At 74.0% G+C, this 20,669-nt stretch carries 18 protein-coding genes; 11 read left to right on the top strand and 7 right to left on the bottom strand.

Features of this window, described 5'->3' with window-relative positions:
* Positions 1-22 precede the first annotated feature (22 nt).
* Positions 23-1,267: an MFS transporter gene (locus ACWD4U_RS28490; protein WP_363458574.1), complete on the bottom strand. Its 1,245-nt coding sequence runs from the start codon at positions 1,265-1,267 to the stop codon at positions 23-25.
* Positions 1,268-1,418: 151 nt separating this feature from the next.
* Complete coding sequence (locus ACWD4U_RS28485; RefSeq protein WP_363458572.1) at positions 1,419-2,045, bottom strand: ATP-binding protein; 627 nt, start codon at positions 2,043-2,045, stop codon at positions 1,419-1,421.
* Positions 2,046-2,275: 230 nt separating this feature from the next.
* Between ACWD4U_RS28485 and ACWD4U_RS28480 the strand changes: the two genes are divergently transcribed.
* The 9 genes from ACWD4U_RS28480 to ACWD4U_RS28440 all read left to right on the top strand — a co-directional run bounded on the left by ACWD4U_RS28480 (position 2,276) and on the right by ACWD4U_RS28440 (position 12,713).
* The gene (locus ACWD4U_RS28480; RefSeq protein ID WP_363458571.1) at positions 2,276-3,121 is read left to right on the top strand and encodes a hypothetical protein; all 846 of its coding nucleotides are present in this window, start codon (positions 2,276-2,278) and stop codon (positions 3,119-3,121) included.
* Between the two features lie 128 nt (positions 3,122-3,249).
* Entirely contained in the window at positions 3,250-3,981 is a 732-nt protein-coding gene (locus tag ACWD4U_RS28475; protein ID WP_363458569.1) for a YcnI family copper-binding membrane protein, read from the top strand.
* Positions 3,982-4,064: 83 nt separating this feature from the next.
* Positions 4,065-4,748, top strand: a complete 684-nt coding sequence (locus ACWD4U_RS28470; RefSeq protein ID WP_363458567.1) for an SCO family protein — start codon at positions 4,065-4,067, stop codon at positions 4,746-4,748.
* Positions 4,745-5,221 carry a copper chaperone PCu(A)C gene (locus ACWD4U_RS28465; protein ID WP_363458565.1) on the top strand — a complete coding sequence of 159 codons (477 nt, stop codon included), beginning with the start codon at positions 4,745-4,747 and terminating at the stop codon, positions 5,219-5,221. Before ACWD4U_RS28470 ends, ACWD4U_RS28465 begins: the two co-directional genes overlap by 4 nt.
* 48 nt (positions 5,222-5,269) lie before the next feature.
* Positions 5,270-7,282 carry a copper resistance CopC/CopD family protein gene (locus ACWD4U_RS28460; protein ID WP_449787340.1) on the top strand — a complete coding sequence of 671 codons (2,013 nt, stop codon included), beginning with the start codon at positions 5,270-5,272 and terminating at the stop codon, positions 7,280-7,282.
* Complete coding sequence (locus ACWD4U_RS28455) at positions 7,279-8,796, top strand: Dyp-type peroxidase (RefSeq protein ID WP_449787339.1); 1,518 nt, start codon at positions 7,279-7,281, stop codon at positions 8,794-8,796. Before ACWD4U_RS28460 ends, ACWD4U_RS28455 begins: the two co-directional genes overlap by 4 nt.
* Before the next feature lie 122 nt (positions 8,797-8,918).
* On the top strand, positions 8,919-9,854 hold the full coding sequence (pheA, locus tag ACWD4U_RS28450; protein WP_363458561.1) for a prephenate dehydratase: 936 nt from the start codon (positions 8,919-8,921) through the stop codon (positions 9,852-9,854).
* A 737-nt stretch (positions 9,855-10,591) separates the two neighbouring features.
* Positions 10,592-11,869 (top strand): serine--tRNA ligase, encoded by a 1,278-nt coding sequence (serS, locus tag ACWD4U_RS28445; protein WP_363458559.1) that lies wholly within the window; start codon positions 10,592-10,594, stop codon positions 11,867-11,869.
* A gap of 31 nt (positions 11,870-11,900) precedes the next feature.
* A complete protein-coding gene (locus ACWD4U_RS28440; RefSeq protein ID WP_363458557.1) occupies positions 11,901-12,713 on the top strand; it encodes an HAD family hydrolase in 813 nt (270 codons plus the stop codon).
* Positions 12,714-12,740: 27 nt separating this feature from the next.
* On the opposite strand, the gene ACWD4U_RS28435 is transcribed toward ACWD4U_RS28440, so the two are convergent.
* Positions 12,741-14,579, bottom strand: a complete 1,839-nt coding sequence (locus ACWD4U_RS28435) for an LCP family protein (protein ID WP_363458555.1) — start codon at positions 14,577-14,579, stop codon at positions 12,741-12,743.
* 311 nt (positions 14,580-14,890) lie between these two features.
* Here ACWD4U_RS28435 and ACWD4U_RS28430 point away from each other — a divergent pair, with 311 nt between their 5' ends.
* Both ACWD4U_RS28430 and ACWD4U_RS28425 read left to right on the top strand, forming a co-directional pair.
* Positions 14,891-15,613 (top strand): FadR/GntR family transcriptional regulator, encoded by a 723-nt coding sequence (locus tag ACWD4U_RS28430; protein ID WP_363458553.1) that lies wholly within the window; start codon positions 14,891-14,893, stop codon positions 15,611-15,613.
* A gap of 62 nt (positions 15,614-15,675) precedes the next feature.
* Positions 15,676-16,920 carry a CynX/NimT family MFS transporter gene (locus ACWD4U_RS28425; protein ID WP_363458551.1) on the top strand — a complete coding sequence of 415 codons (1,245 nt, stop codon included), beginning with the start codon at positions 15,676-15,678 and terminating at the stop codon, positions 16,918-16,920.
* Positions 16,921-17,028: 108 nt separating this feature from the next.
* Here the strand turns inward: ACWD4U_RS28425 and ACWD4U_RS28420 are convergent, their stop codons facing one another.
* From ACWD4U_RS28420 to ACWD4U_RS28405, 4 genes are read right to left on the bottom strand one after another with little or no spacing between them, the layout of a single operon-like run.
* Positions 17,029-17,745 carry an ABC transporter permease gene (locus ACWD4U_RS28420; protein WP_363458550.1) on the bottom strand — a complete coding sequence of 239 codons (717 nt, stop codon included), beginning with the start codon at positions 17,743-17,745 and terminating at the stop codon, positions 17,029-17,031.
* A 13-nt stretch (positions 17,746-17,758) separates the two neighbouring features.
* Entirely contained in the window at positions 17,759-18,676 is a 918-nt protein-coding gene (locus ACWD4U_RS28415; protein ID WP_363458548.1) for an ABC transporter ATP-binding protein, read from the bottom strand.
* A gap of 9 nt (positions 18,677-18,685) precedes the next feature.
* The gene (locus ACWD4U_RS28410; protein ID WP_363458547.1) at positions 18,686-19,579 is read right to left on the bottom strand and encodes an ABC transporter permease; all 894 of its coding nucleotides are present in this window, start codon (positions 19,577-19,579) and stop codon (positions 18,686-18,688) included.
* The gene (locus ACWD4U_RS28405) at positions 19,576-20,595 is read right to left on the bottom strand and encodes an ABC transporter ATP-binding protein (protein WP_363458545.1); all 1,020 of its coding nucleotides are present in this window, start codon (positions 20,593-20,595) and stop codon (positions 19,576-19,578) included. Before ACWD4U_RS28405 ends, ACWD4U_RS28410 begins: the two co-directional genes overlap by 4 nt.
* Between the last annotated feature and the right edge of the window lie 74 nt (positions 20,596-20,669).

Below are 20,669 nucleotides of genomic sequence, written 5' to 3'. Positions count from 1 at the left end.
TGGTACGGGCGGCGGTGGCGGGTCAGGTGGTGGAGCGCAGGGCGCGCCAGGCGGTGAGGGTGGCGAGCAGGAGGGCGGCGCCGGAGATGGCGAAGCCGGTGCGGGCGCCGATGTGCTGGGCGACGGCGGTGACGGCGAGGCCGGTGAGCGGGAGGGTGCCGGTCATCGCGGTGCCCCAGAGGGACATCACCCGGCCGCGCATGCCCGGGTCGGAGCGGAGCTGGGCCAGCGTGTTGGCGCTGGCGATGAACCAGATCGAGGTGAGGCCGATGCTCGCCAGGCCGAGCAGGGCGAGCGGGAAGTTCGGGGCGAGCGCGGTGGCGAGGACGGCCGCCGAGGTGGCCAGCGCCAGGGTGCGGACCCGGCGCGGGGTGGGGGCCGGGGCCGAGGCGGCGAGCAGCGCGCCGGGCAGGCCGCCGACGCCGAACGCGGCGACCAGCAGGCCGTAGCCGCCGCCGTCGAGGTGCAGCGAGCGGCTGGCGAGGGTCGGGACGGTGAGGTTCATCGCGAAGATCAGGCCACTGGCGGCGGACATCGGCAGCAGGCCGCGGATCAGCGGCGAGCGCCGGGCGTACGAGAGGCCCTCGCGGGCGCCGGCCTTGGGGCGCTCGGCGGCGCGGCCGGCGGGGTCCGCGGGCCGGGCCGGACGGAGTTTCAGCAGGGCGGCCAGCGGGGCGGCGTACGCGAGGGCGTTGAAGGCGAAGCAGAAGGCCGGTCCGCTGAGGGTCAGCAGGGCGCCGGCGGCGCCCGGGCCGAGCACCCGGGAGGCGTTCAGCGCCACCTCCCAGAGGCCGACCGCGCTGGCCACCGACTCGGCGCCGACCAGGTCGACCACGAAGACCTGGCGGGCCGGGGCGTCGACGGTGGCGACCAGGCCGGAGCACGTGGCGAGGGCGAGCAGCAGCCAGAGGTGGAGTCCGCCGAGCGCGGTGAGGGTGGCGAGGGTCAGACCGATCGCCATCATCAGGCCCTGGGTGACCAGCAGCAGGCGGCGGCGGTCGGAGCGGTCGACCAGCGCGCCCGCCCACGGGCCGAGCAGCAGGGTGGGACCCCAGGTGCAGGCCGACAGGAGGGTCAACCAGACGGCGTCGTCGGTGAGTTCGAGGACCACCCAGGAGAGCGCGACACCCTGGGCGAGGGCGCCGGAGGCGGAGGTCAACTGGCCGAGGAACCAGATGCGGAAGTCGCGTCCCTGCAGCGCTTGGCCCATCCGGGCCAGGCCCCTGCGGGTCGCGGACGTGGGCTCGGGCGCGGCGGTGGTGGTCATCGTCCCTCCGGGTGGGTGGACTAGACCATAGCCGTGGAGGGTGGGTGCGGGGCTAGGGGTTTCGCAGGACGGACACGTCCGACCGGGCCGCAGCGGGCTGGTTGGCCGAAAAGCACGGGGTCGGTGGTCGGCCGAGAAGCGCGAGGTCGGGTCAGGCGCTGCGGAGCAGCGGGGTGTCGTCCCGCCAGGTGAGGATCTTGTCGAAGCTGACGGTGGCTCCGCGCAGCGGGTGGTTGCGGAGTTGGACGTGGTCGGTGAGGGCGTGGATGAGGAACAGCCCGCGGCCGCACTCGGCGGTGAGGTCGGGGACGGTGTCGGGGGCCGGCGCGGGGAGGTGGGGGCGGCCGGGCGGCAGGACGTGGGTGTCGTAGGCGGTGGGGCGGCGGGCCGCGGTGAGGACCCGCGGGGGGAGGGTGGCGCGGCCGCGGCGGGTGCGGCGGGGGGTGGCGGGGCGGGCCCGGCCGGGGACGCCGGTGGGGCGGCGGGGCGCCGGGGGGTCGGCCGTCGCGCAGGTGGCGGGCAGGCCGGGGCCGGTGTCGGTGACCTCGATGCGCAGGCGGTTGCCGGACAGCGCGGCGGTGACCTGGAAGGTGTCGCCGGGGCGGGCCGGGCCGGTGTGCTCGACGGCGTTGGCGCAGGCTTCGGTGAGGGCGACGCCGAGGTCGAAGGCGACCTGGGGGTCGACGCCCGCGGAGTCCATGGCGCCGAGCAGGATGCGGCGGGCGAGCGGGACGCTCGCGGGGTCGCGCTTGAGGTGCAGAGTCCACCAGATGTCCACGGGAGATCCCTCCTGGCTGCGGCTCCACATACAACTAGCTATCTCCTCGGCTACGCGCGGTGAACCGTCCGCACTCACCGGTACCGCTCGTTCGGCGGATGGACTGGTCCCGCCGGTTGTGCCGATCGGCGCACGGTGGTCCGCGCGCGCCGGTCGGGTTCGCGCCAATGCGGACGGCTTTCGGCCCCTGCCCCGGGGGCCGGTGTAGGCGGTGAGATGATGGCCCGGCCATGACTGACCTGACCGCCGCCGCCCGCCGGGGAGCTGTCGTCCCCGCCGGGCGGGCGACTACGGCCGCCTGGGATCTGCGGGTGCTGCGCGCGGCGCCGTTCGCGCTGGTGTGCACGGTGGTCGCGGCGGCGGGGCACGCGTGGGTGGGCGGCGGCGAGGTCGCGCCGGACACCCTGCTGCTGGGCTTCGCGGTGGTGGCGGCGTGCGCCGCGCTGCTCGCCGGGCGGGAACGCTCGCTGGGGGCGATCGCGGCGGCGCTGGGCGCCGGTCAGCTGGGACTGCACCTGCTGTTCCACTGCCTCGCGGGCGGCCTCGGCGGCGGCTTGACGGGCCTGCCGATGGCGGGCATGCAGATGGCCGGAAACAGCCCCTCGGACGGGCTGACCGCCGTGGCGGGCCGGCTGCTCTGCAACGACCTGCCGGGCGACGGGCTGACCGTGGTCCCGGTCGACACCACCGCCGAGCAGGTGGTGAGCGCGGCCGGGCTGGACCCGGCGGCGTACACCGCCGTGGCGGCGCCGCACGCCGGCGGCTGGCTGGGGATGACCCCCGGGATGCTGCTCGGCCACCTGGCGGCCGCGGTGCTGGCGGGCTGGTGGCTGCGGCGCGGCGAGGCCGCGCTGTGGCGGCTGCTGCGCGCCGCGGCGCTGACCGCCCGCGAGTGGGCGGAGCCGCTGCGCACCGCGGTGGCGCTGACCCTCGCGCTGCTGCTCGGCGGCCTGGGCGGGCGTCCGGGTGCGCCGCGGCGGGCCGGACGGGCGGCGGACTGGCCGCTGCCGGTGGCAGTGGCGCTGCGGCACAGCGTGCTGCGGCGAGGACCGCCGAGGGCGGCGTTCGCGCGCTGACCGGCTCCGGGTGAGACGGGGTCGGGGCGCGCAGAGCTGCGCCGTGCCCGCGAAACGCGCGGCCGGCGTCACGTACCCCTTTCCCCGTCGCGCGGCCTCCGCGCGCCCCCTTTCCCAGGAGACCCCTGATGCGTTCGCTTTCCGCCCGTCGCGCCGTCGGCACCCTCGCGGTGGCGGCCTCCGCCCTGCTGGCGTCCGCCGTTCCCGCGTTCGCGCACGTGACCGTCCAGCCGGGCAGTGTCCCGCAGGGCGGCTACACCGCCGTGGCGTTCCGGGTGCCGAACGAGAGCGACACCGCCTCCACCGTGAAGCTGGAGGTCAGCCTGCCGATGGACCACCCGATGGCCTCGGTGCGCACCCAGCCGCTGCCGGGCTGGACCGCCACCCTGGAGAAGTCCAAGCTCGACAAGCCGCTGGACTCGCACGGCCAGCAGATCACCGAGGCGGTCTCCAAGATCACCTGGACCGCCGACGCCGGCACCAAGATCGCCCCCGGTCAGTTCCAGGAGTTCCGGGTGTCGCTGGGCGCCCTGCCCACCGACACCGACAAGCTGACCTTCAAGGCGCTGCAGAGCTACGACAACGGCGAGGTCGTGCGCTGGATCGAGGAGGCCAAGGACGGCCAGCCCGAGCCGTCCAAGCCCGCCCCGGTGCTGAGCCTGACCAAGGCCGCCGCCGCGGCCCCGTCCGCCGCCGCCGACCACCACTCGGGCGACGCGGCGGGCGGCACCGACACCGCCGCGGCCGCGAAGTCCGACGACTCCACCGCCCGCACCCTGGGCGTGGTCGGCATCGTGGTCGGCGTGATCGGCGCGGCGCTCGGCGTCGCCGGGCTGCGCCGCCGCACCCCGCAGTCCTGACCCCCCGTCAGGCGGGGCCGCGCCCGCGGCCCCGCCTGACGTCCCGGCTCCCCCGCACCACTCCGCACGGAACGGAAGAACCCTTGGCATCCCAGCGCAGCACCCGTCCCCGCCTGGCGGCCGCCGCCGCCCTCGCCCTCAGCACCGTCCTCGTGCTCTCCGCCTGCTCCTCCTCCGGCGGTGGCGGCGGTGAGGGCGGCACGGCCGCCAAGGTCAGCAGGGAGGCGCCGACCAGCCAGTACCAGGGCACGGTGCTGAAGAAGAACTTCGAGAAGCCGGACCTGCAGCTCGCCGACACCTCCGGCCAGCCGTACGACCTGAAGGCGAAGACCGCCGGGAAGACCGTGCTGCTGTTCTTCGGCTACACCAGCTGCCCCGACGTCTGCCCGACCACCATGGGCGACATCGGCGTGGCGCTGTCCAAGCTGCCCGCGGAGGAGCGGCAGAAGTTCGACGTGGTGTTCGTCTCCACCGACCCGCAGCGCGACACCCCGCAGGTGCTGCGCACCTGGCTGGACTCGATGGGCAAGGACTTCATCGGGCTGACCGGCGACCTGGAGAAGGTGAAGGCCGCGGCCAAGCCGCTGGGCATCCTGGTCGAGGACCCGGTGGTCAACGCCAACGGCTCGGTGACCTCGACGCACGGCGCGCAGGTGCTGGCGTTCCTGCCCACCGACGACAAGGCGCACCTGCTGTACATGGCGGGCACCTCGGTGGAGACCTACCGGCACGACCTGGAGCTGCTGGCCAAGGGGGTGGCGGTGTGAGCCGGTCGTTCCGGCGGACCGCGCTGATCGGCTCCGGGCTGGCGGCGGTGCTGACCGCGGGCACCGTGGTGGTGGCCTGCCAGTCCTCGGACGGGTCGGCGGCCGCGCCGCGGCTGTCGGTCGCCGACCCGTACATACCGCTGCCCGCCACGCCCGGCGGGATGGGCGCCGGGTACCTGACGGTCCGCAACGAGGGCGGCGCGGACCGGCTGTTGAAGGTGACCAGTCCGGCGGCGGCCTCGGTGACCATGCACCGCTCCACCGACAGCTCGATGGAGGAGGTGACCGCCCTGGAGGTGCCCGCGCACGGCACGCTGGACCTGGCCCGCGGCGGCACCCACCTGATGATCATGGACTGGGCGAAGCCGCCGGCCCTCGGCGAGGAGCTGGAGCTCGACCTGCAGTTCGCCAAGGCCGGCACGGTCGTGGTGAAGATCCCGGTCAAGCCGCTCACCTACCGGCCGGGCGACTAGAAGGCGGATGACGTGGCAGACGGCGCGGTGACGAGGAGAGGCGGGCACGTGGTGACGGTGGCGAGGCGGTCCGGCGGCGGTCGGACCCGGCGGGGGGTCGGCGCGCTGCTCGCCGTGCTGGTGGCGGCGGTGGCCCTGGTGTTCGGCGGGGCGTCGGTGGCGTCCGCGCACGCCACCCTGGAGAGCACCGACCCGACGCAGAACTCGGTGGTGGCGACCGCCCCCGCCGCGGTGACGCTGACCTTCAGCGAGGGCGTGTCGCTCTCCGCGGACTCGGTCCGGGTGCTCGACCCGCAGGGCAAGGCCGTCGACGACGGCAACCCCGGGCACGTCGACGGCAAGGCCGCCACCGCCCGGGTGGCGCTGCGCCAGGGCCTGGGCAACGGCACCTACACAGTGGCCTGGCGGGCCGTCTCGGAGGACTCCCACCCGGTGGGCGGCGCCTTCACCTTCTCCATCGGCGCCCCGTCCGACACCTCGGTCAACGCCTCCGCCGTCCAGGGCGGCAAGGCCGAACCGGCGGTCGGCTTCGCCTACGGCCTGTCCCGGACCGTCGCCTACTGCGCCTTCGCGCTGCTGGTCGGCGCCGCCGCGTTCGTGCTGGCGATCTGGCCGTCCGGCGCGGCGCAGCGCGGCGTGCAGCGGCTGCTGATGACCGGTTGGGTGGCGCTGCTGCTCTCCACCGTCGCGGTGCTGATGCTGCGCGGCCCGTACGAACGCGGAACCGGACTCGGACAGGCGCTCGACCTGTCGCTGGTGCGGGCCACCCTGGACGAGCGGATCGGCACCGCGCTCGCCGCCCGGCTGCTGCTGCTCGCCGCGGCCGGGGTCTTCCTGTCGCTGCTGGTCGGGCAGTTGGGGCTGCAGGCGAAGCCCGCCGTGCCCACCGCGCCCGCACCGGCCGAGGAGTCGGGGCTGGACGCGGAGGAGGCCGAGCTGCGCCGGCTGGAGCAGCGGGCCGCGGAGCGTCCGCAGCACGACACCCGGCTCGGGCTGGGCCTGGCCGGACTCGCGCTGGCCATCGCGCTCGCCGCGACCTGGGTCGGCGCGGACCACTCCTCGGTGGGCATCCAGGTCGCCCTCGCGCTGCCGCTGGCCGCGCTGCACCTGCTGGCGATGGCGTTCTGGCTGGGCGGCCTGGCCACCCTCGCGGTCGGCCTGCGGCACGGCCTGCCGGCCGCGGCGGTCAGCCGCTTCTCGCGGCTGGCGTTCTGGGCGGTCGTCGTGCTGGTGGTCACCGGCGTCTACCAGTCCTGGCGCGGCCTCGGCTCATGGAGCGCGCTGGTCGACACCGAGTACGGGCGGCTGCTGCTGATCAAGACCGGCTGCGTGGCGGGGATGGTCGGCGTGGCCTGGATCTCCCGCGCCTGGACCGCGCGGCTGCGGGTCGCCGACGAGGGCCTGACCGTCGTCCCGGCGCCGCAGAGCCAGGAGCCGGCGGCCGCGGCGGAGGCCGGGGACCCGCTGCGGGCGGCCCAGTTGGCGCGCCAGCAGGCGGTGCGCGAGCGGGCCCGCGAGCAGGTCGCCGAGGGCGCGCCGGCCCGGGCCGGACTGCGGCGCAGCGTGCTGGTGGAGACCGCGGTGGCCGTGCTGGTGCTGGTCGTCACCACGATGCTCACCAACTCCCCGCCCGGCCGGGTCGCCCAGGCGGTCGCCGCGCAGCCGGGCGGCGGCGCGACCGCGCCGGCCGCGGGCGCCTCGGTCGTGCCGGGCCGCACGCAGGAGCTGAAGCTCCCGTACGACACCGGCGGCCGCACGCCGAACGCCAAGGGCACCGCGACGGTCACCGTCAACCCGGTCGGCACCGGCCCGAACGCGGTGACGCTGAAGCTGGCGGACGCCACGGGCCAGCCGGTCGAGGTGCCGGAGGTCCAGCTCGCCTTCACCCTCCCGGACCGCGACCTCGGCCCGCTCCCGGTGACACTGAAGCCGGAGGGCACCGGCAGCTGGTCGGGCACCGCACAGCTACCGCTGGCAGGCGTGTGGGTGGTGTCGGTGACGGTGCGGTCATCGGACATCGACCAGGTGACGGTTACTCAGCAGCTGAAGGTCGGGCAATGAGAGAGGGCCTGCGGCGCAACGACGCCGACGAGACGGTCAGCGGCGGAGCCGCGGGCGGCACGGGGCAGGGAGAGAAGAGCCAGGGCCTGCCTCACGACGAAGCGCTCAGTGGGCAGCGGGGTGCGGAGGACGGCGGAGCCGCAGGCGGCACGGGGCAGGGAGAAAAGGGCCAGAGCCTCCCGCGCGACGAAGCAGTCAGCGGGCAGCGACGCGCGGGCGGCGGCGGAGCCGCGGGCGGCACGGGGCACGGAGAGAAGGGCCAGAGCCTGCCGCGCGGCGAAGCGGACGGTGAGGGGCGGTCGGTTTCGCGGCGGGCGGTGCTTGGTGGGGCGGGGGCTGGGCTTGCGGTGGGGGCCGTGGGCGGGGTGTGGGGCGGGCGGGCTTCGGCTGCTGCGCCGGCGCCGGCGCCGGCGCCGGTGGGCCTGGGGGCGGGGCGGGTGGCGTTCCACGGGGTGCGGCAGGGCGGGATCGTCGAGGCCGGGCAGGCGTGGGTGGAGTGGGTGGCGTTCGACCTGCTGCCCGCGGCCGGGCGGTCCGGGCTGGTGACGCTGCTGCGCGGCTGGTCCGCCGCGGCGGAGCGGATGGCGGCGGGCGAGCCGGTGGAGCAGGGCGAGAACCAGATCGCCCTGGACGCCGGACCGAGCTCACTGACCGTCACCTTCGGCTTCGGCGCGACGCTCTTCGACAAGACCGGCCTGGCAAACCGCCGCCCCGAGCAGTTGGCCGCGCTGCCCGCGTTCCCCGGCGACGCGCTGGATCCGGCCCGTTCGGACGGCGACCTGTGGGTGCAGGTCGGCGCGGACGACGCGCTGGTCGCGGTGCACGCGGTACGGGTGCTGCGCCGGCTGGCGGCGGGGCTGGCCGCGCCGCGCTGGCAGATGTCGGGCTTCGCCCGTACGCCGGGGGCGGCCGCGCGTCCGGTGACCGGGCGCAATCTGATGGGTCAGATCGACGGCACCAACAACCCGAAGCCCTCGGACCCGGACTTCGCCGCGAAGGTGTTCGCCACCGGCCCGGGCTGGCTGGACGGCGGCAGCTACGTGGTGCTGCGGCGGATCCGGATGCTTCTGGACGACTGGGAGAACCTGCCGACGGACCGTCAGGAGCGGCTGGTCGGGCGCCGCAAGCGCGACGGCGCCCCGCTCTCCGGCGGACCGGACGCGGGCGAGCACACCGCCGTCGACCTGGCCGCGACGAATCCCGACGGCACGCTGGCGATCGCCCCGGACGCGCACGTCCGGGTCGCCGCGCCCTCGGTGAACGGCGGGGCGGCGATGCTGCGGCGCGGCTTCTCCTTCCACGAGGGACTGCTGCCGGACGGCTCCCCGGACGCGGGGCTGCTGTTCGCCGCGTTCCAGGCCGACCCGGCGCGCGGCTTCGTCCCGGTCCAGCAGCGGCTGGCCCGCGGCGACGGCCTGTTCCGGTTCCTGCGGCACGAGGCGAGCGCACTGTTCGCGGTGCCGCCGGGCGCCCCGGCGGGCGGGTACGTCGGGCAGCCGCTGCTGGAGGGCTGATCCGCCGCGGGTCGTCCGGCGGCCTGCTCGCTGGGCGGAACGCGGCACGGCCGCGCGGCGGAAGTGGCTAAGGTGGCAAGCCGAGTCCTGCTCTGCACCACGCTGTTCGTTCGGAGGCGGTCATGTCGGCGACCCGTTACACCTACCTCGGTCCCGCGGGCACCTTCACCGAGGCGGCGCTGCGTACGCTGCCCGAGGCCGCGACCCGTGAGCTGGTGCCGGTCGCCTCGGTGTCGGCGGCGCTGGATGCGGTGCGGGCGGGCGAGGCCGCGGGCGCGATGGTGGCGATCGAGAACTCGGTGGACGGCGCGGTGACCACCACCAGCGACGAGCTGATCAACGGCTCCCCGCTGATGATCTACCGCGAGGTGCTGCTGCCGATCTCCTTCGCGGTGCTGGTCCGCCCGGGCACCGCGCTCGGCGACGTCAAGACGGTCACCGGCCACCCGGTCGCCCAGCCGCAGGTGCGGCACTGGCTGGCCGCCAACCTGCCCGACGCGCAGTGGGAGTCGGCGGCGTCCAACGCGGAGGGCGCGCGGCTGGTCCAGGAGGGCCGCTACGACGCGGCGGTGGCCGGCGCGTTCGCCGCCGAGCTGTACGGGCTGGACGTGCTCTCCGACGAGATCCACGACGCCGCGGCGCCGACCACCCGGTTCGTGCTGGTCGGCCGTCCCGGCCGGGTCTCCTCGGCGACCGGCTGGGACAAGACCTCGATGGTGGTCTGGCTGCCGGACGACCACCCGGGCGCGCTGCTGGAGCTGCTGCAGGAGTTCGCGGTGCGCGGCATCAACCTGATGCGGATCGAGTCCCGGCCGACCGGCGAGGGCATGGGCAACTACTGCTTCGTCTTCGACTGCGAGGGCCACCTCAGCGAGCGCCGGGTCAGCGAGGCGCTGATGGGCCTGAAGCGGATCTGCCCGCAGGTGCGTTTCCTCGGTTCCTATCCGCGCGCCGACCACGGCACCGCCGCGCCGCTGCGCCCGGGCACCTCGGACCTGGACTTCGCCAACGCCGCGGACTGGCTGTCGCGCTGCCTGGACGGGCGCGGGGAACTCTGAGCGGCTGCACCGCGGTGTGACGCCACCGCGGTGTGTTGATCGTTCGGATCGCAAGGAACCGAATCCGGCCGGAACGGGATCGAAAAGGAACCCGTTTCGTTCATTTTCGACACGCCGGAAGGTCACCTGCCCGGACGAGAACCGTTCACCGGGCGGGTGTGAGGCCACCGATCAGGCGGGGAGCGGGCCATGGGCTTCATCCACAGGGCCGCGCCCGGCATCCACAGGCGGAGTTGTCCCCAGGTTGGGGGTAGTTATCCACAGGACTGGGGACGAGTCGACAAACCGGTAAAGACATCCCCAGTGCCGGTCAGATCATCAGCTAGGGGCACAGGGTGGACTAATCGCACCAGAGTCACCCCTGCGCCAACAAATCACCTGTGCGAGCGAGCGAATTCCCTCACTCGGGAAGCCGAATCGAGGTTTGAAACATGGAATTCTCGGTTCAGCACCCGGCGGACCGGCGGTTTTCCACTGTCCACAGCCCCTCGCCCGAGCCTGTGGATAACTCGTCCACCGGGCGATTGTCCACCTGGGTTATCCACAGGCCGACCGGAGTTATCCCCAGGCCTCGGACGGCTTTCCCACACCCCCGCCGCCACCGGCCGGGCACAGGATGCCAGATTCCGGGACAGAAAGCGACATACCCGCCCAAGCTTCACCTGGCCGGAACCGCGCCGCTCCGGCCGCCGAGCGGCGGTCCCGGAGCGCCCCCGCTCCCCCGGTAGGCTGGATCCGTGATCGACCTCCGCCTGCTCCGTGACGACCCCGACCGAGTGCGTGCCTCGCAGCGCTCCCGTGGCGAGGACGTCGACCTGGTCGACGCCCTGCTCTCCGCCGACGAACGCCGCCGCACCTCCGGCACCCGCTTCGACGAGCTGCGCGCCGAGCAGAAGCAGCTCGGCCGGCAGGTGGCCGCCGCCAAGGGCGAGGAGAAGGCCGCGCTGCTCCAGCGCACCAAGGAGCTGGCCGCCGAGGTGAAGGCCGCCGACGCCGCACAGGGCGAGGCCAAGGACGAGGCCGAGCGGCTGCTGCGCTCGCTGGCGAACCTGATCGACCCGGCCGCCCCGGTCGGCGGCGAGGAGGACTTCGTCACCCTCGAGGAGATCGGCACCCCCCGCGACTTCGCCGCCGAGGGCTTCGAGCCCCGCGACCACGTCGAACTCGGCCAGCTGCTCGGCGCGATCGACACCGAGCGCGGCGCCAAGGTGGCCGGCGCCCGCTCCTACTACCTCACCGGACCCGGCGCGCTGCTCGAGCTCGCGCTGGTCAACATGGCGATGGCACAGGCCTCCGCGGTCGGCTTCACCCCGATGATCACCCCCGCGCTGGTCCGCCCGGCCGCGATGGACGGCACCGGCTTCCTCGGCCAGGCCGCCGAGAACGTCTACTACCTGCAGGACGACGACCGCTACCTGGTCGGCACCAGCGAGGTCCCGCTCGCCGCGTACCACATGGACGAGATCCTGGAGGGCGACCGCCTCCCGCTGCGGTACGCCGGCTTCTCGTCCTGCTTCCGCCGCGAGGCGGGCACCTACGGCAAGGACACCCGCGGCATCATCCGGGTCCACCAGTTCGAGAAGGTGGAGATGTTCGTCTTCACCGCCCCCGAGGACGCCGAGGCCGAGCACCGCCGCCTGCTCCAGTGGGAGAAGGACTTCCTCAACGCTCTGGAACTCCCGTACCGGGTCATCGACGTCGCCTCCGGCGACCTCGGCGCCTCCGCCGCGCGGAAGTTCGACATCGAGGCATGGATCCCCACCCAGGGCAAGTACCGCGAGGTGACGTCCACCTCCAACACCACCGAGTACCAGGCCCGCCGGCTGTCCATCCGGATGCGCGACGAGAACGGCGTGCGCCCGCTCGCCACCCTCAACGGCACCCTGGTCGCGGTCCCGCGGGTGATCGTCGCGCTGCTGGAGAACCACCAGCGCGCCGACGGCTCGGTGGTCCTCCCGCAGGCCCTGCGCCCCTTCCTCGGCGGCCGGGACGTCCTGGAGCCGGTCAGCAAGTAAGCCCGCCCCCTCCCCCGGAGACACCTCGCACATGAGCACCGACGCCCTGCCCTACCGGCTGGTCGCCACCGACCTCGACGGGACGCTGCTCACCAGCGCCGAGACCGTCTCCGAGCGGACCCTGCGGGCGCTGGCCGCCGTCACCGCGCGCGGCGCCCAGCACATCATCGTCACCGGCCGCTCGGCCGGCTGGACCCGACCGGTGCTCGACGAGATCGGCTACACCGGGATAGCGGTCTGCGGCCAGGGCGCCCAGGTGTACGACGCCGGGGCGCACCGGCTGCTCACCTCGGTCACCCTGGACCGGCAGCTCGCGGCGATGGCGCTGGCCAAGATCGAGGCCGAGGTCGGCACCCTGGCGGTGGCCGCGAACCAGGACGGGCTGGACGGCGAGGTGCTGGCCGGGCCCGGCTACCGGCTGAAGATCGGCGCCGAGCTGCCGGTGCGCCCGGTGCCGCCGGAGGAGCTGCTGGCCTCGCCGGTCAGCAAGCTGTACATCCAGCACCCCGAGTTGACGGACGATCAACTCGCTTCCGCGGCCGAGGCGGTGGCCGGTCAGCTGGTGGGCGTCGTGATGGCCGGGGCGGGCATCGTGGAGCTGCTGCCGCTGGGCCTGACCAAGGCCACCGGCCTGTCGATCGCGGCCCGCCGGCTCGGCGTCACCGCCGCGCAGACCATCGCGTTCGGCGACATGCCCAACGACGTGCCGATGTTCCGCTGGGCCGGCCACGGCGTCGCGATGGGCAACGCCCACGAGCAGCTGCGCGCGGTCGCCGACGAGGTGACCGTCAGCAACGACGAGGACGGCGTCGCCGTCGTGCTGGACCGGGTCTTCGGGCGGTAGCCGCGGCGCCCCTCGCGGGGCGCCGGGTCACCCGTAGCTGACGTTGGAGCAGGGGTCGTCGTCCGCGGAGCGGGCGTCGTTGGCGACCGAGCTGGGCAGCGGGCCCGGGGCGGTGGTGCCGGGGGCCGCGCCGCCCGCGGAGGCCGCGTAGTCCTTGCCGAGCACCAGGGCGATGCCGGCGCTGGAGGAGGCCTCCAGGGTGGAGCCGGGAAAGAGCGCGGCGACGGCCTGGGCGTTGGTCTTCTGGCCGGGGCCGTACTGGACCACGGTGGTGGAGTGGTTCTGGTTGCTCGCGTTGGTGGTCGCGGTGACGGTGAACTTCGCGGCCTTGAGCGCGTCGGCGGCCTTGGTGCTGAGCCCGGCGGTGGTGGTGCCGTTGTAGACGCCGACCTTGATGCCCGCGCCGTTGGCCGACGGGACCGCCGGGGCGCTGGAGGCCGGCGCCGCGGGACTGGCGGGGGCGCTGGCCGGGGCGGAGGCGGCGCCGCCGCTGGCGTCCTGGCCGTCGAGGGTGCGGTCGGCCTTGAGCGCGGCCCAGAGCTGTTCGACCTCGGGGTGGTTGAGGCCGATCCGCTCGCCCTCGTAGTGCCAGGGGGTGGTGAGGAACTTGACGTCGTGCAGGTCGAGGTTCTTCATCGACATGGCGAAGTCGAGCAGCTTGGCGGCGGAGTCCAGTCCGGAGTCGACGACCAGCGACTTGGTGGCGGCGTCGGCGAGGGGCAGCAGGGTGGTCGGGTCCATGCCCTTGGACTTGACCTCCTTGATCAGCGAGGACATGAAGGCCTGCTGACGCTTCATCCGGCCGACGTCGGAGCCGTCGCCGATGCCGTGCCGCAGCCGGACGTAGTCGAGGGCGGCCTGGCCCTCGACCTTCTGGGTGCCCTTGGGGTAGATCTCCTTGCCCTTGCGGGGCAGGTTCGGGTTCAGGTCCTTCTCGTAGATGGCGTTCGGCAGGCAGACGTTGACGCCGCCGACCGCCTTGGTCATCGCGGCGAAGCCCTCGAAGTTGACCACGATGGTGTGGTCGACCCGGATGCCGGTGATCTTCTCGACGGTGTTCTGGGTGCAGGCCGGGTTGCCCGCGTCGGTGTTGCCGACCGAGAAGGCGCTGTTGAACATCACGTTGTTCTGCGGCTTGGTCCAGGTCTTGTTGGGCAGCATGCAGGCCGGGATGTTGACCAGGGCGTCGCGCGGGAAGGAGACGCCGACGGCGTGCTTGTGGTCGGCGTAGACGTGCAGCAGGATCGTGGTGTCCGAGCGGGCGCCGCCGTCCTCGCCGCCGGCCAGGCTCTTGTTGTCGCCGGCGCGGGAGTCGGAGCCGATCAGCAGGATGTTGACGGGCGTGCGGCCCTGGGCGTCGGCCTGGGCGGCGTCGGGGCGGTCCTTGCTGAGGCCCTCGTCGCCGAACGAGGTGATGTTGCCGTTCAGCTTCAGGTAGATCGCGCCGCCGGCGGCGATCACGGTGGCGACCGCGCCGACCGCGATCCAGGCGACCAGCTTCTTCTTGTTGCGCGGCTTCTTGCGGCCCTGCGGGCCGCGGCCCTGCGCGGCGCGGCGGGCCTCGGCACGGCCGCCGCCCCCGGCGGCTGCCGGGTCGGGGCCACCGTTCGGGGAGCGCGGCGGGGTGCCGGGAGTGCGGTTGCCGGAGCGGGGCGGGGTGGCGGCGCGGCCCTGGGCGGCGCGGCGGGCCTCGGCGCGACCGCCGGAGGGGACGTCGTCGTGGCCGCCGGAGCGGCGGCGCGGCACACCCGGGGTCGGCACGTCGTCCCGGTGGGGCGCGTCCTGACGGTACGGCTCACCCTGCGGGGAGTCGTTCTCCCACCAGCCGGCGTCCGCGTCGGACGCCCCCGCCCTCTGGCCTGCCATACGTACACCCTTCACCGGAGGCGGCCGCTGGGCGCCTCAGCAAACGCTCCGTCTGCTCAGCGGACGGATGAAGCTTGAGAGCGGAGCATATAAAGGGATCATTTCCGAGTCACGGCCTGGGTTCCCTCTCCGAGGATGGGAACGCCGTGTGCGGAGCGCCGGTTCCGGTCAGCGGACCAAGGTTGCGGAAAACCGGGGAGACACAGCTCACTTCGGGCTCTCCGGAACCTCGGAGGGCCGGTTGTAGGATGACCGGGCAAGCGGTTGTAGGATGACTGCCGTCGACGAGGCGTGGAGAGGGGTGTCCGGACGTGGGTGAGGGACTGCAGGCGGCCGGGCGGCGTTCGCTGGTGGACGCGGCGATCGAGCAGCTGCGGGAGCAGCTCGCGGCGGGGGCGTGGCCGGTGGGGTCGCGGATCCCGACCGAGCACGAGCTGGCGGAGCGGCTGCAGGTGGGGCGCAACACCGTACGGGAGGCGATCCGGGTGCTGGTGCACGCGGGGATGCTGGTCTCCCGGCAGGGCGAGGGGACGTTCGTCCGGTCGACCAGCGACCCGGCGGCGGTGCTGCGCGGGGTGCAGCGGTCGGGGGTGCGGGACGTGCTGGAGGTGCGGGCCGCGCTGGAGACCGAGGCGGCGCGGCTGGCCGCGCTGCGGCACACCGCGGCGGACCTGGAGCGGATGCGGGCCGCGCTGGCCCGGGAGGCCGCCGTGATGGCGGCGCACCCGGAGCGGGCCGGCCGGGAGGACACCGTCGAGCACGACCTGGAGTTCCACACCGCGGTGGTGGAGGCGGCGCACAATCCGGCGCTGACCGAGGTGTACCGCTACTTCGGCGCCTCGGTGCGGGAGTCGATGCGGGCGGCCTTCGGCGACCAGGAGATGCCCGAGGTGGTGATCGCCACCCACGAGGCGCTGGTCGCGGCGATCGAGAGCGGGGACCCGGACCGGGCCGAGGCGGCCTGTCGCGAGCTGCTGGCCGAACCGTCCGCGGCGGTGGAGCAGTTGCTCGCCGAGATCGCGGCGCGGAAGTGACCGGCCCGCCAGCCCGCGCCGTCCCCGTCCCGTACCACCCGCACAGAGAGCTTGCCCCTGCCATGTCGGTCACCCGTGCCGCGCAGCCCGTCCTCGATCCGAGGACGGGCGTCCGAACCGCCCGGTTCGCCCACCCCGCCCTGCTGCTGGCGGGGATCGTGCTGGTCGCGTTGAACATGCGGGCCTGCCTGGCCGCGATCTCGCCGATGGTCGACGAGATCCAGCGGACCTTCGGCCTGTCCGCCGCCGCGAGCGGTCTGATCACCACCGTTCCGGTGCTGTTCCAGGGCGTCGGCGCGCCGCTGACGCCGCGGCTGACCCGGCGGTTCGGCACCGAGCGGGTGGTGCTGGGCGCGGTGCTCGCGCTGGGCGCGGGCGTGCTGCTGCGGGTGCTGCCGTCGGTGGCGGCGCTGTACGCGGGGTGCATGGTGATCGGCGTGGCGATCGCGGTGCTGAACGTGTCGATGCCGGGCCTGGTGAAGCGGGAGTTCCCGCACCGGGCGGCGGCGATGACCGGGGTGTACTCGACCACCATGCTGGTCGGCGCGACACTGGCGGCGGGCCTGTCGGTGCCGCTGGAGCACGCCCTGGGCGGCGGCTGGCAGGCCTCGCTGGGCGCCTGGTCGCTGCTGGCGCTGGTCGCGGCGGTGGCCTGGCTGCCGCAGGTGCTGAGGGCCCGTCAGGAGCACACCGCGCCGCTGCGGGTGGCCCCGGCCGCGACGCCGGCCGCCCCGGCGGGCAACCCGTGGCGGTCCGGGCTGGCGTGGCAGATCAGCGCCTTCATGGGCATCTCCTCGCTGCTGGTGTACGTGATGGTGGCGTGGCTGCCGACCGTGCTGGCCGACCACGGGATGCCGCGCGGCGAGGCCGGCCTGGTCTTCGCGTTCAGCAACCTGGTGCAGGTCGCGGGCGCGTTCCTGGTGCCGCTGGCGGCGGGCCGGATGACCCGGCAGCGCGGGCTGGCGGCGGCGATGGCCGTGCTGAACGGGGTCGGCCTGGCCTGGCTGCTGCTCGCCCCGGTCTCCGGCGCCTGGTTCTCGGCGGCGGTGCTCGGCCTGGCGCAGGGCGGTTCGCTCGGCCTCGGCCTGGCGTTCATCGTGCTGCGCACCGACAGCGTGCTCGGCGCGGCGCGCCTGGGCGGGATGAGCCAGGCGGTGGGCTACCTGGTGGCCGCGGCCGGTCCGGTGGGCGCGGGCGCGCTGCACCAGCTGACCGGCGGCTGGGACGCCACCCTGCTGGTGATGCTGGCGCTGGCCGCGGTGGCCGGCGTGGCGGGCTGGGGCGCGGGCCGCAACCGGACGGTCTGACGCCGCGTCAGGCGCGGGGGATGCGAAACGGCGGGGAGCGTGGGTGCTCCCCGCCGTTTCGCGTGTCCGGCGGGCTGTTCGCCGCCGTTGCGGGTGTCCGGTGGGCTACTACTCCTCGCCGCTGAGGGTGAGGCCGGCGAGCTTGACCGCGGCCAGCGCGGTGGCGGCCAGGCTCACCAGGATCAGCAGCGGCACCGCGACGGAGAGCGCCACCGGGGCGGTGACCATGCCCTCCCCCGCGACGGTGTGGGCCAGCGAGAGGCCCCACTGCTGCACCGAGAGGGTCTTGGCGCCCTTCACGTAGTTGCCGACCAGGCTCTCCCAGATCAGCGCGTACGCCAGACCGGCGATCACGGCGTGCCGGGTGACCACGCCGAGCAGCAGGAACAGCGCGCTGTAGGCGGCGCCGGAGGCCAGCGTGGCGACCGCGTAGCCGAGGGCGACGTTGTCGGCCGAGCCGTAGACGATCAGCCCGGCGAGGTAGGTCGGGACGGCGGCCAGCAGCCAGGTGGCGCCGATGGCGACCGCCAGCTTGGTGGTGATGATCTGCCAGCGCGGCAGCGGCTTGGACAGCAGGTAGACGATCGAGCCGTCGTCGATCTCGGTGGCGATCACGCCGGTGCCGGTGATCAGGCCGAGGATCGGGACGAGGGTGCCCAGGGCGAGGGTGCCCAGGACGCTGTGCGCGAGGTCGAGCGGGTCCTGGTCGGAGTTGCCGGCGACCAGCGCGATGACCAGCAGCAGGACCGGGACGGCCAGCAGGACCAGGACGCGCCGGCGTCCGAACAGGCCGCGGGCGGTGAGCCTGGCGACGGTGGTGTTCATCGGGTGTGGCCCTTCAGGACGAGACCAGGTAGGAGAAGACGCTTTCCAGCGACTCGTCGGCCGGGGAGACGGTGTACAGCCGGATGCCGGCCTCGCGGGCGACCTTCGGCAGCAGGGTGGTGAAGCCCTGGAAGTTGATCGCCTGGATGCGCAACGCCTTCTCGGTCCAGTCGAGTTCGATGCCCGCGGTGGAACCGTCGGCGATCAGCGCGGCGGCCAGCCGCCGGTCGTCGCTGGAGCGGACCAGGTAGCGGTGCGGGCGGTCGGTCATCAGCCGGCGGATCTCCCGGAAGTCGCCGGAGGCGGCGTGCCGGCCGGCCACCACCACCTCGATGTGCCGGGCGAGTTGCTCGACCTCCTCGAGGATGTGCGAGGAGAACAGCACGGTGCGCCCGTCCGCGCCGAACCGGCGCAGCAGCTCCATCAGGTGCAGGCGCTGGCGCGGGTCCATGCCGTTGAACGGCTCGTCGAGGAGCAGCACCGCGGGGTCGTGGACCAGCGCGGAGGCCATCTTGACGCGCTGCTTCATGCCCTTGGAGTAGGTGCCGGTCTGCCGGTCCTGGGCGTACTCCATCTCGACCAGGGCGATCGCCCGCTGAGCGGCGGCGCCGGGGTCGGCGAGGCCGTGCAGTTCGGCGTTGGCGAGGACGAACTCCCAGCCCGTCAGGTAGTCGTACATCGACTCCCGTTCGGGGACCAGGCCGATCTGGCGGTACACCTCCTGGTTGCGCCAGATCGCGGCGCCGTCGAGGGTGACGCTGCCGGAGGACGGGGCGAGGAAGCCGCTCATCATGTGGATGAGGGTGGACTTCCCGGCGCCGTTGGGGCCGAGCAGGCCGGTGATGCCGGGTCCGATGGTCATGGTGACGTCGTTGACGGCGACCACGTTCCCGAACCAGCGGGAGACCTTGTCGATGGTGATGACGGCCATGGCTGCCTCTCAGACGTTCCGGTAGCGGCGCAGCAGCAGGCCGTAGCAGGCGGCTGACACGGCGGCGAGGACGGCGGCGAAGACCGCCGCGCCGAGGCTGCCGGGGGCGTGCAGGACCCCCGGGTTGTCGGCGAGGCCGAAGAGCTGGTTGACCAGGGAGGAGACCAGCTGGGACGGGGAGATCAGCAGCGCCCAGGACGCGGACTGGTCCGGGACCGGCTGCGCTCCGCCGGACAGGCCGTAGAGGATCAGCGCGATGGCGCTGGTGATCATCAGGGTGCCCATGATGGCGGCGACGCCGAAGCCGCGGCGCGGGGTGGCCGCGGCGATCAGCAGGCCGATCGCCGCGTACAGCACCGCGTAGAGCACCGCCGCGACCAGGCCGTACAGCAGGTGGGTGGCGTTCTCGCCGGTCGGGAGGCCGGCCAGCAGCGCGCCGATGAACAGGATCAGCAGCGGCAGCACCAGCAGCATCAGCAGGGCGCTGACCATCGCGGCGGCCTTCGCGTTGACGTAGTCGCGGCGGGTCAGCGGCCGGGAGAAGTACAACGGCACGACGTGGTGCCGCAGGTCACGGGACATCAGGACCGGGGCCTGCGCGGCGAGGAAGATCTGCGGCAGCACCCCGAAGCCCGCCAGGTACTGCGGGTAGTCCATCGGGAACTTGGGCATCCCGACGAAGACCGCGATGGCGACGATCGCCACCGCCGGCGCGGCGAAGCCGCCGACCAGCAGGAACGGCAGCACCTTGGACTTGCCGGAGCGGCCGAGGCCGAACGCGGCGCGCAGGCTCTGCACGTACAGCGAGCGGGTGGCGTAGCCGCGGCCGAGCCGGGGGCCGGTGTACGGGCGGTAGCCGATGTCGTGGATGACGCCGGTCTGGGCGTCGGCGTGGGTGGTCATGCGGGCTCGCCTCCGGCCGGCTGCTCGACGACGGCGCGCTCGGCGTCGTCGCGCGGATCGGTGCTGTCGACGACGTCCGCGTCGTCGGGGGCGTCGGTGCTGAAGATCTCGGCGACCCGGTGGCGGCGCTGCTCCAGCCGGACCAGGCCGAGGCCCAGGTCGTCGACGGTGTCGCGGACGGTGTCGTAGGTCTCGTCGCCGGCGAGTTCGACCAGCAGCACCCGGCTGCCGTCGGCCCGCACGCTCAGCCCGGCGGTGGTGAGCCGCTCGCGCAGTGCGGCGTCCGCGTCGAAGGACAGGTCGCCGGGTCGGTCGGTGACCTCGACGGCGAGCAGCTGGGTGGCCTCGGTGAACGAGGCGGTGGACGACGAGCGCAGCAGCCGGCCGCCGTCGATCACCACCAGGTGGTCGCAGGTGCGCTCCAGCTCGCCGAGCAGGTGGGTGGTGACCAGCACGGAGATGCCGAAGTCGGCGTGGATCCGGCGGATCAGCGCCAGCATCTCGTCCCGGCCGACCGGGTCGAGGCCGTTGGTCGGCTCGTCCAGCAGCACCAACTGCGGGTCGTGGACCAGGGCCTGGGCGAGCTTGACGCGCTGCTTCATGCCGGTGGAGTAGCCGCCCATCGGGCGGTAGCGCTCCTCGTACAGGCCGACGTGGCGCAGCGTGTCGGCGGTCCGCTCGCGGGCCGCGGAGGCCGGCAGGCCGGACATCCGGGCCATGTGGACCACGAACTCGGTGGCGGACACGTCCGGGGGCAGGCAGTCGTGCTCCGGCATGTAGCCGACGCGTTCGCGGATGGCCGGGCCCTCGGTGGCGATGTCCAGGCCGAGCACCTGGCCGGTGCCCTCGGTGGCGGGGGACAGCCCGAGGAGGATCTTGATGAGAGTGGACTTGCCCGCGCCGTTCGCTCCGACCAGACCGACCACGCCGGGCTCCACCTCAACGGTGAGCCGGTCGAGTGCGGTGACCCGGGGGAACCTCTTGGTGAGGCCGTCCGTCTTGATGACTGTGGACACGGGCTCAACGTATCCCTGCGCAGGTGTGCGGGGGAATGCGCTGGGAAGCGGAGCCTTCCGTCCCACCACGGGAT

The organism is Kitasatospora sp. NPDC002522 (assembly GCF_053595195.1).
The sequence above is the reverse complement of the archived record's forward strand: the minus strand, read 5'-3'. Positions and strand labels throughout refer to the sequence as shown.